At 69.8% G+C, this 16,409-nt stretch carries 16 protein-coding genes; 7 read left to right on the plus strand and 9 right to left on the minus strand.

The features are described from left to right. The first annotated feature begins 13 nt into the window (after positions 1-13). Positions 14-886, plus strand: coding sequence for a TIGR03619 family F420-dependent LLM class oxidoreductase (locus AB0N22_RS12365; protein ID WP_364640384.1), 873 nt, complete (start codon positions 14-16; stop codon positions 884-886). Positions 887-896: 10 nt separating this feature from the next. Here AB0N22_RS12365 and AB0N22_RS12370 read toward each other — a convergent pair whose 3' ends face one another. Next, complete coding sequence (locus tag AB0N22_RS12370) at positions 897-1,904, minus strand: TIGR03617 family F420-dependent LLM class oxidoreductase (RefSeq protein ID WP_364640386.1); 1,008 nt, start codon at positions 1,902-1,904, stop codon at positions 897-899. Positions 1,905-1,980: 76 nt separating this feature from the next. Next, a complete protein-coding gene (locus tag AB0N22_RS12375) occupies positions 1,981-3,126 on the minus strand; it encodes a hypothetical protein (RefSeq protein ID WP_364640389.1) in 1,146 nt (381 codons plus the stop codon). A 184-nt stretch (positions 3,127-3,310) separates the two neighbouring features. On the opposite strand from AB0N22_RS12375, the gene AB0N22_RS12380 reads away from it, so the two are divergent. Then, a complete protein-coding gene (locus tag AB0N22_RS12380) occupies positions 3,311-3,886 on the plus strand; it encodes an MOSC domain-containing protein (RefSeq protein WP_364640392.1) in 576 nt (191 codons plus the stop codon). A gap of 11 nt (positions 3,887-3,897) precedes the next feature. Here AB0N22_RS12380 and AB0N22_RS12385 read toward each other — a convergent pair whose 3' ends face one another. Further along, positions 3,898-4,965, minus strand: a complete 1,068-nt coding sequence (locus tag AB0N22_RS12385) for an aldo/keto reductase (RefSeq protein WP_364640395.1) — start codon at positions 4,963-4,965, stop codon at positions 3,898-3,900. Between the two features lie 53 nt (positions 4,966-5,018). Between AB0N22_RS12385 and AB0N22_RS12390 the strand changes: the two genes are divergently transcribed. Further along, positions 5,019-5,582 (plus strand): NIPSNAP family protein, encoded by a 564-nt coding sequence (locus AB0N22_RS12390; protein ID WP_364640398.1) that lies wholly within the window; start codon positions 5,019-5,021, stop codon positions 5,580-5,582. Here AB0N22_RS12390 and AB0N22_RS12395 read toward each other — a convergent pair whose 3' ends face one another. Genes AB0N22_RS12395 through AB0N22_RS12410 form a run of 4 tightly spaced genes read right to left on the minus strand, consistent with a single transcriptional unit; the run spans position 5,583 to position 9,549 of the window. Next, positions 5,583-6,158 carry a hypothetical protein gene (locus AB0N22_RS12395; protein WP_364640401.1) on the minus strand — a complete coding sequence of 192 codons (576 nt, stop codon included), beginning with the start codon at positions 6,156-6,158 and terminating at the stop codon, positions 5,583-5,585. Positions 6,159-6,167: 9 nt separating this feature from the next. Beyond that, positions 6,168-7,019, minus strand: coding sequence for a transglutaminase family protein (locus AB0N22_RS12400; RefSeq protein WP_364640404.1), 852 nt, complete (start codon positions 7,017-7,019; stop codon positions 6,168-6,170). After that, positions 7,016-7,942: an alpha-E domain-containing protein gene (locus AB0N22_RS12405; protein WP_364640406.1), complete on the minus strand. Its 927-nt coding sequence runs from the start codon at positions 7,940-7,942 to the stop codon at positions 7,016-7,018. Before AB0N22_RS12405 ends, AB0N22_RS12400 begins: the two co-directional genes overlap by 4 nt. Beyond that, entirely contained in the window at positions 7,936-9,549 is a 1,614-nt protein-coding gene (locus tag AB0N22_RS12410; RefSeq protein WP_364640409.1) for a circularly permuted type 2 ATP-grasp protein, read from the minus strand. The genes AB0N22_RS12405 and AB0N22_RS12410 overlap by 7 nt, the downstream gene beginning before the upstream one ends. Before the next feature lie 138 nt (positions 9,550-9,687). Between AB0N22_RS12410 and AB0N22_RS12415 the strand changes: the two genes are divergently transcribed. After that, positions 9,688-10,125: an HNH endonuclease gene (locus AB0N22_RS12415; protein ID WP_364640411.1), complete on the plus strand. Its 438-nt coding sequence runs from the start codon at positions 9,688-9,690 to the stop codon at positions 10,123-10,125. 22 nt (positions 10,126-10,147) lie between these two features. On the opposite strand, the gene AB0N22_RS12420 is transcribed toward AB0N22_RS12415, so the two are convergent. Further along, positions 10,148-11,029: a siderophore-interacting protein gene (locus AB0N22_RS12420; protein ID WP_364640414.1), complete on the minus strand. Its 882-nt coding sequence runs from the start codon at positions 11,027-11,029 to the stop codon at positions 10,148-10,150. 69 nt (positions 11,030-11,098) lie between these two features. Between AB0N22_RS12420 and AB0N22_RS12425 the strand changes: the two genes are divergently transcribed. Together AB0N22_RS12425 and AB0N22_RS12430 are read left to right on the plus strand one after the other, a co-directional pair. Continuing rightward, entirely contained in the window at positions 11,099-12,217 is a 1,119-nt protein-coding gene (locus tag AB0N22_RS12425) for a peptidoglycan bridge formation glycyltransferase FemA/FemB family protein (protein ID WP_364640417.1), read from the plus strand. Between the two features lie 2 nt (positions 12,218-12,219). After that, positions 12,220-13,254, plus strand: coding sequence for an alanine racemase (locus AB0N22_RS12430; RefSeq protein ID WP_364640419.1), 1,035 nt, complete (start codon positions 12,220-12,222; stop codon positions 13,252-13,254). On the opposite strand, the gene AB0N22_RS12435 is transcribed toward AB0N22_RS12430, so the two are convergent. Next, on the minus strand, positions 13,251-15,548 hold the full coding sequence (locus AB0N22_RS12435; RefSeq protein ID WP_364640421.1) for a transglycosylase domain-containing protein: 2,298 nt from the start codon (positions 15,546-15,548) through the stop codon (positions 13,251-13,253). The two genes, AB0N22_RS12430 and AB0N22_RS12435, sit on opposite strands and share 4 nt — an antisense overlap. A 253-nt stretch (positions 15,549-15,801) precedes the next feature. Here AB0N22_RS12435 and AB0N22_RS12440 point away from each other — a divergent pair, with 253 nt between their 5' ends. Then, positions 15,802-16,398, plus strand: coding sequence for a PadR family transcriptional regulator (locus AB0N22_RS12440; protein WP_364640424.1), 597 nt, complete (start codon positions 15,802-15,804; stop codon positions 16,396-16,398). Positions 16,399-16,409: the final 11 nt, after the last annotated feature.

Genomic DNA, 16,409 nt, shown 5'->3' on the forward strand with positions numbered 1-16,409 from the left:
GAGAAGAGACCCCATGCGTTTCACCTATGCCGAGGCCATGACCCAGGCGACGTTCTACGCACCACTCGCCCAGGCGGCCGAGGCGGCGGGATACACGTCGATGACCGTCGCCGACTCGTTGATCTATCCCAAGGAGTCGGACTCGAAGTACCCCTACACCGACACCGGGGACCGGGAGTTCCTCGAGGGCAAGGAGTTCATCGAGGCGATGGTGCTGTGCGCGCACCTGTTCGCCCTGACCACGACGTTGCGCCTCACCCCGTTCGTGCTCAAGCTGCCCGTACGTCCGCCGGTACTCGTCGCGAAGCAGGCGTCCTCCCTCGCGTACCTGTCGGGCAACCGGCTCGGCCTGGGCGTCGGCATCTCCCCGTGGCCCGAGGACTTCGCGAACCTGCAGGTCGACTGGGCTCGACGGGGCAAGCGGATGGACGAGTGCATGGACATCCTGCGCGGCCTGACGACCGGCGAGTTCTTCGGCTACCAGGGGGAGTTCTACGAGATCGACGAGCTCAAGCAGTCCCCGGCTCCCACCGAGCCGATCCCGTTGCTCGTCGGCGGCCACGTCGACAACGCGCTGCGTCGGGCGGTCCGCAAGGGCGACGGCTGGATGCATGCCGGCGGAGACGGCGAGGAGCTCGACCGGCTGCTGGCCCGGCTCGCGGAGATCCGCCGCGAGGAGGGCGACACCCGCGACGACTTCGAGATCCACGTCATCTCGTACGACGCCTACGACCTCGACGGCGTCAAGCGCCTGGAGGACAAGGGCGTCACCGACTGCATCGTCGGCTTCCGGATCCCCTACATCAAGGGTCCCGACACCGAGCCGCTGGAGACCAAGGTCAAGCATCTCGAGCAGTACGCCGAGAACATCATCCACAAGCTGTGAGTGCCCGGCCTCAGTCGCCGACGAGGTCGAGCGCGAGCTGGTTGTCGGCGTCGTAGGGGATCGACGTGATGACCCGCTGGGCCGACCCTGTGAAGCGCGTGCGGAACTCGTCCCGCGCCGCTGCCAGCTCACCGACGACGGCGAACGTGGACAGCACCTCGTCGTCGACCAGGTCGCCCAGCTCGGCCCAGCGGTCGCTCTTCGTCAGCGCGTGTGCCTCGGTGTGCAGGTCGCTCCAGCCGTGGTGCTCGAGCACCGGCAGGTAGGCCGGGGTCGACGCGTAGAACCCGATCTGTCGCTTGGTGCCGGCGACGGCCGCGGCCAGGTCTTCCTCGGTACGACCGGTGGCGACCATGCAGAGCACCGAGGTCGTGAACGGCTCGGCAGCGTGCGGCCCGGTCGACCGGGCACCGACGACCGTCGGCGCGATGACCTCGTCGAGGTAGGACCGCGACAGCAGCGGGTGGCAGATGAGGCCGTCGGCGACCGACCCGGCGGCGGCCAGCATCCGGGGCCCGACGGCGGCCAGCCAGATCGGCGGCGGACCACCGTCGACCGGTCCCGGGTCGAACAGAGGCGGCATGAGCGTGTGTTCGTAGAAGTCGCCCTGGAAGTCGAGCCTCGACCCGTCCTGCCAGCTGGCGAAGATCGCGCGCAACGCCTCGACGTACTCCGTCATCCGCGGCGCCGGGCTGGACCACGGCATGTCGAACCGGCGGGTGATGTGCGGCTTGATCTGGGTCCCGAGACCCAGCACCAGGCGACCGCCGCTCAGCCGGTGCACGTCCCACGCCGAGTACGCCGTCGACATCGGCGTACGGGCGAAGGCGATCGCGACGGAGCTGCCGATCCGGATGCGACTCGTCGCCGTGCCGGCCAGGGCCATCGCGATGTAGGGGTCGTGCGCGGCCTCGGCGACGAACAGCCCACCCACGCCGCGGGCCTCCGCCTCCGCGGCGACCGCAGCGATCTCGGCCGCGTCGCCGTGGAACGCGATGTCGAGGATCGGGTCGGTCACGGCCCGAGCCTACGGCGAACGGCGAGCTGCCGGCCGGCGAACGCGATCACGTCGCGCCCACCGGCCGGCCCGCTGCCTAGACGACCTTCTTGGGAACGGCGCTCGGACCGCCGACGGTGCCGAGCTGGCCGGAACCGTTGGTGCCCCAGCAGTAGGCCGAGCCCGACGAGAGGAGGGCGCAGGTGTGGGCACCGCCCGCCGTGACCGTGGTCCAGCTGGTCGACGTCCCGACCTTCGCCGGTGACGGCTTGTCGCCGCCGTCGCCGGTGCCGAGCCGGCCACCGGTGCCCTCGCCCCAGCAGTAGAGCGAGCCGGACGCGTGCTTGGCACAGGTGTGGCTGCTGCCGGCACTGACGCCGGTCCAGCTCGTCGACGTGCCGACCTTCTGCGGCGTGTACTTCGAGGCGAAGCTGCCGCCGCCCGTCCCGAGCTGGCCGTCGTCGTTGTAGCCCCAGCAGTACAGCGACCCGGTGGCGTGGCGGGCGCACGTATGGAGCAGGCCGACGCTGACACTGGTCCACTTGGTCGGCGCGGCGATCTTGGTGGGCGTGAACTTGTCACCGCTGGGCCCGATGCCGAGGTGGCCTTGACCGTTGGACCCCCAGCAGTAGACCGACGCGTTCTCGTGGAGGGCGCAGCTCGACGCGCCGCCGGTGCTGACGCTCTTCCAGCCGGTCGAGGTGCCGACCTTGCCTGGAGTCGCCCGGTCGTCGTTGTTCCCGGCGCCCAGGCCCAGCTCACCGCTGCTGTTGGCGCCCCAGCAGTAGACCGAACCGGTCGCCCGGCGGGCACACACGTGGCTGGTCGCGGCGTCGACGCTGACCCAGTCCTTGACCGAGGTCACCACCTTCTGAGGGGTGTTCCGGTCGTTGAACTCGCCCGTGCCCAGCTGCCCGCTGCAGCCGTTGCCCCAGCAGTAGAGCGACCCGGACTGGTGGCGCGCACAGGTGAAGGAGAAGCCGGCGCTGACGCTGCTCCAGCTCGTCGACGAGCCGACGCGTTGCGGCGTGTTCTGGTCGCCCGCCGGCCCGATGCCGAGCTCTCCTTCGTTGTTGTCGCCCCAGCAGTACAACGCGTGGTTGGTGGCGATGGCGCACGTGTGCGTGTTGCCGGCGGAGATCGACAGCCACTTCGGGGTGGCGGCGGTGGCCGAGCCGCCGGCGACGAGCGTCAGGCCCGCCACCAGCGCCACGGCGGCGAGTATGCGCGAGATGGACTTCATGCGGTTCCTTCGATCGGGGCGAGTGGCTCGCCTGGGTGCCATGGATGACCGGTGAGGAGATGAAGAACCCGAGACAACCTGACGCCCCGACCGTCGTCGACCGATTGTTCTCCTCCGGCACCGATCCGGCAAGCATCGATTCGCCCTGCAACCAGTTCGCTTGGGGGGCCGGTATCGTCTAGACGTGAAATTCGAGATCCGGTCGCTGCTGGTGTCGCGGGTGCGCCGCTACGACGGCCGGCCGGCCGACGGTCCGGCGCCGTACGACATCCGCGACGAGCTGGTGGAGACGGCGCGGGTCAGGGCCAACAAGGGCCTCGTCGGCGACCGCTACTTCGGCTCACGGTTCACGTTCGCCGCGATGTCGATGATCGCCGCGGAGAAGATCGAGCAGCTCGAGCGCGACCTCGCCGGTGAGGGCCTCTTCCCGGCGGCGAACACGCCGTTCGATCCCGCCCTGGCGCGGCGCAACCTCGTGACCCACGGCCTCGACGTCGACGCTCTCGCACGGACGACCTTCACGCTCGACGCCGGTCACGGGCCGATCCGATTCCGCTCGATGACGCCGGCCAACCCGTGCGCGTGGCTCAACACGGTCTACGCGTCCGGGGCCCACCAGGCGATGCGCGGCCACGCCGGCATCCGGTGCGAGCCGCTCGACGACGGCCAGCTCTCGGTCGGTCCTGCCCGCATCGTCGACATCAGGCCGATCCCGCCGGAGGAGCTGACCCGCCGGATCAGGAGCGCCCCGACGAGCTGAGCTCGTGCCGTCTAGACGTCGGAGCTGGCGGCCCAGATGTTGATGCCGGCCTCGACCGCGTACGAGTCGATCTCGGCGAGCTCCTCGTCGGTGAAGTCGATGCGCTGCGCGGCCTCGAGGTTCTCGTCCAGCTGCTCGACCGACGAGACGCCGATCAGGGCCGAGGTCACCCCGCCGGGGCGGAGGGTCCACGAGATCGCCATCTGGGCGAGCGTCTGGCCGCGCTTCTTGGCGAGCGCCGCCAGGCTCTTGAGCCGCTCGCGGTTGTCGTCGTTGGCCATCGACGAGTCGAACGACCCGCGCTGCTGCGAGCGTTCGGGGTCGGGGCTCTCGACGTACCGGTCGGACAACAGGCCCTGCGCGAGCGAGCCGAAGCCGATCGAGCCGACGCCGTGCTCGGCCAGGACGGTGGTCAGCCCGTCCTCGATCCAGCGGTTGATCATCGAGTACGACGGCTGGTGGATCACGATCGGGGTGCCGAGCGCGTTCGCGATCGCGACGGCCTCGGACGTGCGCTCGGGCGAGTACGACGAGATGCCCGCGTAGCGCGCCTTGCCCTGACGGACGATGGCGTCGAGCGCACCGATCGTCTCCTCGAGCGGCGTGCCGGGGTCGGCGCGGTGCGAGTAGAAGATGTCGACGTGGTCGACCGACATCCGCTGGAGCGACTCCTCGAGGCTCGCGAAGAGGTACTGCCGCGAGCCGAAGTTGCCGTACGGCCCCGGCCACATGTCGTAGCCGGCCTTGGTCGAGAGGATCAGCTCGTTGCGGTACGCCTTGAAGTCGGTACGCATCATGCGACCGAAGTTCTCCTCGGCCGAGCCGTAGGGCGGGCCGTAGTTGTTGGCGAGGTCGAAGTGCGTGATGCCGTTGTCGAAGGCATGCCGCAGCACCGCGCGCTGGTTGTCGAACGGGAAGTTGTCACCGAAGTTCCACCACAGGCCGAGCGACAGCGGCGGCAGGAACAGGCCGGAGCGCCCGACCCGCCGATAGTCCCAGTGCGTGTAGCGGTCCTCGGCGGCCACGTAGGGACGGTGGATCTCGGGTACGGGGTCGGCGAACGAAGCGCTGTCGGTCATGGCTCCACGCTAGCCGCCTGGCGACTGTCGGCACCCGGACGTACGTTCGGGACATGTCGGACCCGATCATCGAGCTGCGCCAGTACACGCTCAAGCCCGGGAGGCGCGACGCCTTCGTCGAGCGCTTCGAACGAGAGTTCGTCGACACGCAGCAGGCCGTCGGCATCGACGTCCTCGGCATGTTCGCCGACCTCGACGACGCCGACCGGTTCGTGTGGTTCCGCGGGTTCTCCTCGCTCCAGCAGCGCGACGCGTCGCTGGCCGCGTTCTACGACGGACCTGTCTGGGCTGCGCTGCGCGACGAGACCAACGCGGACCTCATCGACTCCGACGACGTGCTGATGCTGCGACCGCGGCCCGGCAAGCCCGGCCTCCCGGTGTCGGTCTTCGGCGAGCTGGCGGTCAGGGTGTGGTCGCTCGACGACGGCTCCTCGGCGCTGGAGGCGGCGATCGACGCCGGCGGCGGGGACATGCTGCTGAGCCATCCCGGCCCCAACACCTTCCGGCTGCCGGTCCGCGACGACCGGGTCGTGGTCGCCCTGGGCGGCGACGGGCTGCCGGGTGGCGAGCTGCAGACCCTGCGGCTCCGGCCCACCCCGCGCTCGCCGCTGCGCTGATCAGCGCAGCCGGGCGACGGCCAGCACCACGGGGTCCGGCGCCTCGGCCCAGGTGCCGGTCAACGTCTCGTCGCCCTCGGGCGGCGTGCCGCCGAGCACGCGCACGACCTCGAGGTCGACGGGTGCGGTGGGCGAGCCGGCGCCGCTGCCCGTGACCCGTACGCTCGGCTCCACGATCGTGCTGCTGCCGTCGGCGAGCTCGCGCACGAGCTCGGCCTGGCTGCCACCGGTGAGGATCGTCGTCGCCAGCACCGCTTGGTAGACCGGGTCTCCGATCGCGTCGTAGATCCAGCGCTGACCCAGAACGGTGTGGTCCATCGTGCCGACCAGGAACTGCTCGGCACCGTCGAGCGGGGCACCGCGATAGGTCCACGGCACCTGCAGGACCGGCCCGTCGCCGGCCCGGACGAGATGCGTCTCGATGCCGACCTCACCGGCGGGGTCGTCGAACCGGTAGGCGCCGAGGTGCTGCAGGTCGGCAGCATCGCCGGTGAACCACGGCTGCGCCGGCACCCAGGTCGCGAGCAGCTCGGGCTTGGTCGGGCTGATGTCGGCATCGCCGTGCAGGATCGCCATGGGCCGAACCTATCGGAGCCGGGTGATCTCGACCGAGACGAACAGCTCGGAGCCGCCGGACGTCGAGAAGATCCCGCGCAGCGGTGGGCTGTCGCCGTAGTCGCGCCCCTTGGCGACCACGACGTGGCGTGGTCCCGGGGCGATGGCGTTGGTCGGGTCCCAGCCCACCCACTCGCCGTCCCACCACTCGATCCACGCGTGCGACTCGCCCTCGATCGCCTCGCCGACCACGGGGTCGGGTGACGGGTGGAGGTAGCCGGAGACGTAACGGGCGGGGATGCGCGCCTCGCGCAGCACGCCGAGGGTCAGGTGGGCGAAGTCCTGGCAGACGCCGTTCTTGCTCTCCCACGCGTCTGCCGCCGTCGTGGTGACCTCGGTGCTGCCGGTCACGTAAGCGACCTGCTCGTGCAGGAACCCGGCTGCCGCGAGCGCGTACTCACCCGGCGTCGCGGCGGCGGCGCGGATCGGCGCCAGCTCGGCCAGCAGCGTCGGCGAGGGCGCGACCCAGGAGGACAGCTCGAGGAACTCGCAGTACTCGTCCTCGACGCCCGACAGGTCGTCCCACGTCGCCGCGTGCGGCCGGTGCGGGACCTCCTGCGTCTCGACCGTCGAGCTCGCCACGACCGTCAGGTCGGTGTGCGGGTCGTGCACCTCGAACGAGGTGACGGTCGTGCCCCAGTAGTCGCGGTACTCATAGCTCCACGGTGTCGGCGAGATCTCCAAGCGCGAGCGCAGGACGTACTGCTCCGACGTCGTCATCGGCGTCATCCGCGCCTCGTTGAACGACGCGGCCGCACCTCGCTCGTAGTGGTAGCCGGTGGTGTGCCGGATCCGCATCTGCATGCTCTGGGGTGGGTTCACAGCACGATCCCTCCCCGCCACGTGTGCTCCTCGTACTCCGCGAAGTAGCGCGCCGACACGGCGTCGCTCGCGGCGGCGCAGCTGCGCTGCAGGCGCTCCATCTCGACCGGCAGGTCGAAGACGATGTCGGCGAGCGGGCGGTACTCGAGCTCCGTGCGGGCCCGGCCGAGCAGGCGCTGCGCCTCGTCGCTGAAGCCCGTACGTTGACCGCTGCGCTCGAGCTTGGTCAGGGCCTTCTCCGCCTGGGCGAGGGACGACACGATCGACCGGGGGAACCAGCGGTCGAGCAGCAGGAACTCCGCGGCCTGTCGGTCGGCCTCGATGCCGCGATAGGCGCGGATGAAGGACTCGTACGCTCCGCAGGCCCGCAGCGTCGTGGGCCAGGCCACCTGCGGCCCGGACGCCAGCGCCGCGGTCGACAGCAGCCGGGCGGTCATGTCGACGCGCTCGATGCTGCGGCCGAGCATGTAGAACTGCCAGCCCTCGTCGCGGGTCATGGTCGAGTCGGCGATGCCCGAGATCATGGCGGTGCGGTTGCGCACCCAGGCGAACATGTCGGGCGAGCGCATGGCCCGGGCCGTCGGCAGCCCGCGCCACGTCGTGTTGATCGCCGCCCAGATGTCGGTCGAGAGGGTCTCGCGAGCCCGGCGGGCGCTCTCCCGAGCTGCGCCGATCGCGGCCGCGATCGAGACCGGCGAGTCCGCGTTGTGCGCGAGCAGGTCGAGGATCATCCAGCGGTTGGGGTTGCCGGTGTAGTCCTCGACCCCCATGACGGACAGCAGCTGCTCGCACGACGTGCGCTCGTCCATGCCGGGGTCCTCGATCAGGACCTGCATCTGGACGTCGAGGATGCGGGCGGTGTCGTCGGCGCGCTCGAGGTAGCGGCCGATCCAGAACAGCGACTGCGCGATGCGGCTCAGCACGACGACTCCTCGACCAGGCGGCCCTGCTGCTGCTCCTGCTCCTGCACCTGGACGTCACTCGTGTCGCCGTCGATCGCGGGGCCGGCCGACTGGGGCGTGCCGGCGACGCGACTGGCCGCGGGTGCGCCCTCGCCCTCGTCCTCGGGGTCGGTCGGGCTGGCGAGGACCCAGGTGTCCTTGGACCCGCCGCCGCGGCTGGAGTTCACGATCAGCTCGCCCTCCGGCAGCGCGACACGGGTCAGGCCGCCGGGCAGCACGAAGACGTCGTCGCCGTCGTGCACCGCGAACGGACGCAGGTCGACGTGCCGCGGGCGTACGCCGTCCTCGACCAAGGTCGGCACGGTGGACAGCGAGACCACCGGCTGCGCGATCCACGCCCGCGGGTCGAGCATGATCTTGGCCCGCAGCTCGTCGAGCTCGTCGCGCGAGGCCGCCGGGCCGATCACGATGCCCTTGCCGCCCGATCCGTCGACCGGCTTGAGCACGAGCTCGTCGAGCCGGTCGAGCACCTCCTCGCGCTGCTCGGCCTCGCCCATCCGCCACGTGTCGACGTTGCGCAGGATCGGCTCCTCCGAGAGGTAGTAGCGGATGAGGTCCGGGACGTAGGTGTAGAGCAGCTTGTCGTCGGCGACGCCGTTGCCGACGGCGTTGGCGATCGTCACGTGACCGGCGCGGGCGGCGTTGATGATGCCCGGGACGCCGAGGGCCGAGTCGGAGCGGAACTGCACGGGATCGAGGAAGTCGTCGTCGATCCGGCGATAGATCACGTCGACCGGCTCGAGCCCGTTCGTCGTGCGCATCATCACGCGGCCCGAGCGGCACACGAGGTCGCGGCCCTCGACCAGCTCGACGCCCATCGTGCGGGCCAGCAGCGTGTGCTCGAAGTACGCCGAGTTGTAGACACCGGGCGTCAGCACCACGACCGTCGGGTCGTTGACGCCGGCCGGCGCCGCCTTGCGCAGTGCCGCGAGCAGCCGCTGCGAGTACTGCGACACCGGGCGGATGCGATGGTCGGCGAACACCTCGGGCAGCGCGGCCGACAGGGCCCGCCGGTTGGTCATGACGTAGGAGACGCCGGACGGCACGCGCACGTTGTCCTCGAGCACCCGGAAGTCACCGTTGCCGTCGCGGATCAGGTCGACGCCCGCGACGTGCACGCGTACGCCGTTGGCCGGCTCGAGCCCGGCCACGACGCGATGGAAGTGCGGCGAGGTCATGACCGTCGCACGCGGCACGACGTCGTCGGCGAACAGCTCGCCGGGACCGTAGGCGTCGGCGAGGAAGGCCTCGAGCGCGAGCACCCGTTGACGAACACCGCGCTCCACGTGCTCCCAGTCAGCAGCCTCGATCAGGCGGGGGACGATGTCGAGCGGGAACGGCCGCTCCTCGCCGGCGACGCCGAACGTGACGCCCTGCTCGAGGTAGGACGAGGCCAGCGAGTCGGCGCGCAGCCGGATCTCCTCGGAGCCCATCTTCTCGAACGACTCGTGCACGCGACGGTAGTTCTCGCGGACCGTCGAGGATCCTGACCCCTCGAGGTCCGGTCCCATCATCTCGTCGAATCCGACGACGGGTCCGTAGCCGTCGAAGAGCTGAGGGAGATCCACGCGTCCCACCGTAGGACAGATTCGTCACGGACGTGTTTCGCGGGTGCCGGCCGCGATCGACACCCGGAGGATCTGCACGAGATCCGAGGCATTTCGTGGGTCGGCGGGCTACGCTTTCGCTCAGAAAGGGGCCGGCCGATGGCGGATGCACACGTCCTGGTGCTCAACGCGAGCTACGAGCCCCTCCAGCGCGTCTCGATGCGGCACGCGATCAAGATGCTCGTTCGCGAGGTCGCGGTCATCGAGGAGGAGGCCGGCGGCTCGTTCGGGCCGTTCCCCAAGCCCAAGGTCCTGCGCCTCGTCCGCTACGTCGTGACCCGCTGGATGCACCGTCGTTCCCACCTGTGCACCAAGAGCGCGATCAAGGCTCGCGACAAGATGTGCGCCTACTGCGGCGGCCGGGCCGAGACGGTCGACCACATCGTGCCGCGCAGCCGCGGTGGGGGCCTGACGTGGGACAACGCCGTCGCCGCCTGCATCCGGTGCAACCACCGCAAGGCGGACCGCACGCCGGCCGAGGCCGGCATGACGCTGCTGGTGACCCCGAAGCAACCCCAGTTCGTCGTCGTCGCGTGACCCGACGAGCCACTCCGGTGGGTCAGAGGCCGACGCTCTCGTAGATGTCGTCGAGCGCGTCGAGGTAGGCACCTTGGTCGTCGCCGACCTCCTGCTCGACCGCCTTGGCCTTGGCCATGACCTCGGCGGCGACCTCCTCGTAGCGCGCGTTCCACTTCTCGGCCTCGATCTGCCAGTAGCCGCACGTGTAGAAGTCGGCCTGCGGCCAGCCCAGCTCGCGGCGCAGGTGCCGCCGGACTGCGCGGCTCGCGCGCGCCTCGCCGGCGAGCCACACGTAGCGGTCCTCGGCCGGCAGGTCACGGGATGTGACGGCCTCGGCGAGAGCGTCGCAGATGTCGGTCTCCCGGTCGACGACCTGCCAGGTCACCTCGACGTCTGCCGCGCTGGGCAGGGGGATCTCGTCGCCGGGATCGGTCAGCACGATCACGACGTCGGCCTTCTGGCCGGGCTGAAGCCCGCGCAGGATGCGCGCCACGGCCGGCACACCGGTGATGTCGGCGACCAGCAGCTGCCAGCCGACCCCGGCCGGTGCGGCGTACAGGCCGTGCGGCTCGATCATGCCGACCCGGTCGCCGGGCTGGCACGTGCGCGCCCAGTCCGAGCCGACACCTTCGTCGTGCAGGGCGATGTCGAGGTCGACGCGGGTGTCGCCGTCGACGACCCGGTGGTCGGACACCGTGTAGACCCGCGACTCCGGCTCGACCGCGCCCTCGGGCAGCGTGACGGTCCAGTCGTCGTCGATCTGCGGGATCGCGAGCTCGGCCCCGGCCGGCGGGATCAGCACGCGAACGTACTCGTCGGGCACTCCGGTGGACACGAATCCGTCGAGGCCTCCGAGCGTCACCGTGACCAGGTGGGCGGAGAGCTGGCGGCGGCCCAGCACCGTGGCGGCGTACGTCTTCACTGTCTGTTCCCCTCGATCGTCGATCTGGTTAGGACAGCCTAACTTATGCCCGGTTGGTAGCGTGGCCCGGTGACGTCAGCGCTCGTGGTCCGCCCCATCAGCACGCCGGAGCACCTCGACTTCGTACGGAGTCGGACCTCGGTGAGCTTCCTGCAGACCCCGGCCTGGGCCACGGTCAAGAACGACTGGCGCGGTGAGTCGATCGGCTGGTACGACGGCAGCACCCTCGTGGGCGCCGCGCTGGTGCTCTACCGGCAGTTGCCCCGGCTCAAGCGCTACCTCGCCTACCTGCCCGAGGGCCCGGACATCGACTGGACCGATCCCGACCTCGGCCGCTGGCTGACCCCGCTGGCCACCCACCTCAAGAGCCAGGGTGCCTTCGGCATCCGGATGGGCCCGCCCGTCATCACCCGCCGCTGGCACGCCGCCACGATCAAGCAGGCCATCGCCGACCCGGTGTTGACGACCCTGTCGGAGGTCCCCGCGGACGTGCGCGACGAGGAGGCGCTCGGCGTCGCCACGGCCCTCACCGGCCTGGGCTGGAAGGAGATCCCGACCGAGAACGGGTTCTCCGCCGGCCAGCCCAAGTTCAACTTCCAGATCCCGTTGGCCGGCCGGTCCGAGGACGACGTCCTCGCGGGCATGAACCAGCAGTGGCGGCGCAACATCAAGAAGGCCGCCAAGGCCGGGGTCGAGGTCGTCCGCGGTGCGCGCGACGACCTGGCGGCGTTCCACGAGGTCTATGCCGAGACCGCCGAGCGCGACCACTTCACGCCGCGGCCGCTGGCGTACTTCGAGCGCATGTGGGACGCCCTGACCGCCGAGGAGCCCGACCGCCTCGTGCTCTATCTCGCCCGTCACGAGGGCGACCTGGTCGCGTCGACCACGATGGTGCGGGTCGGCGAGCACGCCTGGTACTCCTACGGAGCGTCGACGACCGCCAAGCGCGACGTCCGCGGCTCCAACGCGATCCAGTGGCAGATGATCCGTGACGCCATGGCCGCCGGCGCCACGGCGTACGACATGCGCGGCATCACCGAGACGCTCGATCCCGACGACCCCCACGTGGGGCTGATCCAGTTCAAGGTCGGCACCGGCGGCGAGGCGGTCGAGTATCTCGGCGAGTGGGACCTGCCCCTCAACCGCGCCCTCCACCTCGGCTTCACGCAATACCTGAAGAGGCGATGACGGTGACGTTCGAGCTGGACATCGACGCCGAGCGCTGGAGACGCGGTCTCCGCGCCGTCGTCGAGAGCACCCCGGGCATCGTGCCGGTCGTCAAGGGCAACGGCTACGGCCTGGGTCGCGACCTGCTCGCCGCCGAGGCCAAGGCCCTCGGACTCGGGATGATCGCCGTGGGCACGTACGCCGAGGTGCCCGGCGCACTCGCGGCGTTCGACGGCGACGTCATGGTGCTGACGCCGTGGCGGCCGTTCTTCACCGACGTCGTCCACGACGAGCGCGTCGTCCACACGGTCGGCCGGGTCGAGGACATCGCGGCGCTCGCTGCCGGGCCCGACCCGACCGCGCGTGTCCTGGTCGAGGGCGAGACGACGATGGCGCGGCACGGCCTCGACCGGCACGAGCTCGCAGCGGCGGTGGCGGCGCTGGGCGAGCTGCGGGTCGAGGGCTTCGCGATCCACCTGCCGATGTCCGGCGACAACCTGCGCGAGGCTGAGAACTGGGCCGCCGCGCTCGAGGCCTCGCAGGTCGACGCCTCGACGTTCTACGCCTCGCACCTCACGGCCGGCGAGCTGACGATCCTGCGTGAGCGCCGCCCCCAGCTCGACATCCGGCCCCGCGTGGGCACGCTGCTGTGGCTCGGCGACCTCGGCGCCCTGACCGTACGCGCGACGGTGCTCGACAGCCACCTCGTCGCGCGCGGCGAGCGGGTCGGCTACCGCCAGCGGCCCATGCCCCGCGACGGCACGCTGCTGATCATCTCCGGCGGCACGAGCAACGGCATCGGCCTCGAGGCGCCCAAGGCGTCCGCCGGTGTCGTGCAGCGCGGCAAGTCGCTCGCCAAGGGCGGGCTCGAGGCCGCGGGGTTCTCGCTGTCGCCGTTCACGATCGACGGCAAGCAGCGGTGGTTCGCCGAGCCGCCGCACATGCAGGCGAGCATGGTGTTCCTGCCCGCGTCGGTGACGGCACCACAGGTCGGCGACCGCGTCGACGTGGCGGTGCGGTTCACCACCGCCACGTTCGACGCGATCAACCTGCGCTAGGCGCGCGGCTGCTTCCTGCGCTGGATGCCGAGACCCAGGCCGGCGAGCGGCGCGGCCAGGACGAACAGGATCCCGTTGCCGTCGTTGCCGTTGCCGTTGGGATTGCTGCCGTCGGTATCGGTGCCGTCCTGATCGGTCCCGTCCGGGTCCGTACCCGGCTCGACACAGTCGGGCGGGGTGCCGGTCTGGCCCGGCGGGCAGGTCTCCACCGGCTTGGGCTCACACCCGAGATTGCCGTCCGGCTGCTCGTCCGCGCCGCACCGCTCCTGCTTGGGCTTCGGCTCGTCGACGCACCTGGTCTTGCTGTCGTTGAGCCGCTGGCCGTCGCCGCACTTGGGGGCCGGCTTCTGGTAGGTCGTGCCCTTCGTGCCCTTGATGTTTGCCGGGGGCGGGAACGTGCCGCACTCCGTGCCCTCGAGCGCGTCGTTCATGTACGTCTGGAACGTCAGGGCCGGGATCTGGCCACCGAAGAACGGCACCATGTAGCCCTCGAGGTCGGCGTTGCCGAGCTTGCCGCGGTTGTACATCACCGCGGTCGCGAGCTTCGGCGTGAAGCCGGCGAACCACGACGACGACACGTGCTGGTCGTCGTCAGGGCCGGCCGTCGCGGTGCCGGTCTTGCCCGCCGTCGGGCAGACCGTCCGACCGTTGGAGCCGGTGCCGGCGCCCCCGGAGTTGACGACCTTCTGCATCGCGGCGATCGTGTCGGCCGCGACGTCCTTGGGGATCGTCTGCTCGGTCTCGACCTTGTGCTTGTGCAGCGTCTTGCCGCGGAAGTCCTTGACCGACTCGATGACGTACCAGTTGGCGCGCTTGCCCTGCGCCGCCAGCGTCGCGTAGGCGTTGGCCATGTCGACCGGGGCCACGCCGAAGAACCCGAGCGGGGTCACGAGCGGTGCTCCGGCCTCGCGGACCGGGTCGAGGACGCGAGCCGGGATGCCGGCCTTCTCGGCCGCCTCGAGGGTCTTGTCCGGGCCGTCCTTCATCTGGTCCATCAGGTCGACGAACGCGGTGTTGACCGACTTCTGCGTCGCGAACTCGAGCGGGACGCTGCCGAACGAGGCTCCGCCGCTGTCGCCTTGGTTCTCGGTGGCCTGCTTGCCGTCGATGATCAGCGGCGACGAGCCGTTGAGCTTGGTCTTGAGGCTGTAGCCGTTCTCGAGCGCGGCGATGACCGAGAACACCTTGAACGTCGAGCCGGGCTGGGTGGGGGACGTCGCCCAGTTGACCTGGTTCTTGAGGTAGTCGCGACCGGCGTACATCGCCTGCACGGCTCCCGTGCCGGGCTTGACCGAGACGAGGGACTGGTGCAGCTCCTTCTTGCCCTCCGGGCGGTGCGCCTTGATCGCGGCGATTGCTTCCTTCTGCTTGTTGAAGTTGAACGTCGTGACGATCCGCAGGCCGCCGCCGTCGACCTCCTGGGACGAGAAGCCCTCGGCGTCCATCTTCTTCTTGACGAGGTCGAGCAGATAACCCTTCGAGCCGCTGAAGCGGTTGATCTCGCGCTTGGGGGCGAACTTCGGCAGGCGGTCGCTGAACCTCGCGGCCTCCTCCTCGGTGATGGCGCCGTCCTTGGCCATGCCGTTGAGCACGTAGCGGAAGCGCGGGCCGATGCGCTCCTCGGCACCTTCGGCGTACGGGTCGTAGAACGACGGGCTGTTGATGATCGTGGCGAGCATCGCCGACTGGGCGTAGTTGAGCTCGGAGGCGGGCTTGTCGAAGTACGTCTTCGCGGCGACCTGGACGCCGTACGCACCGTTGCCGAAGTAGATCGTGTTGAGGTAGCCCTGCAGGATCTCCTTCTTGCTCAGCTGGTTGTGGATCTTGAGCGACAAGATCGCTTCCTTGACCTTGCGCTTGTAGGACTGCTCCTGCGTCAGGTAGAGGATCTTGACGTATTGCTGCGTGATGGTCGAGCCGCCGCCCTGGATCTCGCCACTCGTGGCGTTGTTGCGCGCCGCACGGATGATGCCCTTGATGTCGATGCCGCGGTTGGAGTAGAACGAGCGGTCCTCCGCGGCGATCGCCGCGGCCTGCATCGACGCCGGGATCTCGTCGATGGAGATGCTCTCGCGGTCCTGCGTCGCGAACGTGCCGAGCACGTGCTTGCCGTCGGAGTAGTAGACCTTGGTCGTCTGGGTCTTGAACGCGGCGTTCTCGGTCGGGATGCTGATCGACTGGTAGAGGATGAAGAAGGTGCCCGCTGCGAACAGCACGCCGAGCACGCCGAGGAAGGCTCCCCACCGGATCGTGGACAGCCACCAGGGTCCGCGTCCGCCGATCCTGCGGGCCATCGCCTTGAGGCGCCCGCCTTCTGCGTCAGGGCGTGGCGCTTTCTTTCGCTGTGTTGCCAAGGGTCTGTCTACCTCCATGGGGATCCCGGATTCGGATCCGTCAACGACCAAGTGTGCCGAACCTACCTGAGGATTGGTTAATCGAGCCCGGGCCGCGTGTGCTGCGTCACGAAGGTCGGGAGTTTGTCGATACACCAGTTAGATGTATCGTTCCGATATACGAACAAATGACACACTTTGTCAGGACGGGCAGATGACACGACGCGGCGCGGCACTCGAGGTGGCAGTCCTCGGACTGCTGCACGATGCCCCGATGCATGGCTACGAGCTGCGCAAGCAGGTCAACGCCCTGCTCGGCTGGGGCCGCGTCCTGTCCTACGGCACGCTCTACCCCTGCCTCAAGGCACTCGGCAAGGACGGCTACATCGTGGCCGACGAGTCCGCCGAGACCGAGGGGCGGGGACGCCGGGCCCGCATCGTCTACAAGCTCACCGCCGAGGGCAAGGAACACTTCGCCCAGGCGCTCGAGGACTCCGGTCCCTCGACGTGGGACGACGAGACGTTCGGCGTACGGTTCGCGTTCTTCGCGCGCACCGACGCCGCCTCGAGGGTTCGCATCCTCGAGGGACGACGAAGCCGACTGGAGGAGCGCCTCGACCACGTCCGCAAGGCAGGGCAGCGGAAGCGGGACCGGGTCGACTCCTACACGTTGGAGCTGCAGCGGCACGGCCTGGAGTCGGTCGAGCGCGAGGTCAAGTGGTTGACCGAGCTCATCGATCGCGAACGCTCCGGGGGCTATCCCGATGCAGACGGCACGACCAGCACAGACCTCAACACGACCGAGAAGTGAACACATCAATG

Origin of the sequence: Aeromicrobium sp. NPDC092404, assembly GCF_040684095.1 — a bacterium.
GTDB lineage: Bacteria > Actinomycetota > Actinomycetes > Propionibacteriales > Nocardioidaceae > Aeromicrobium.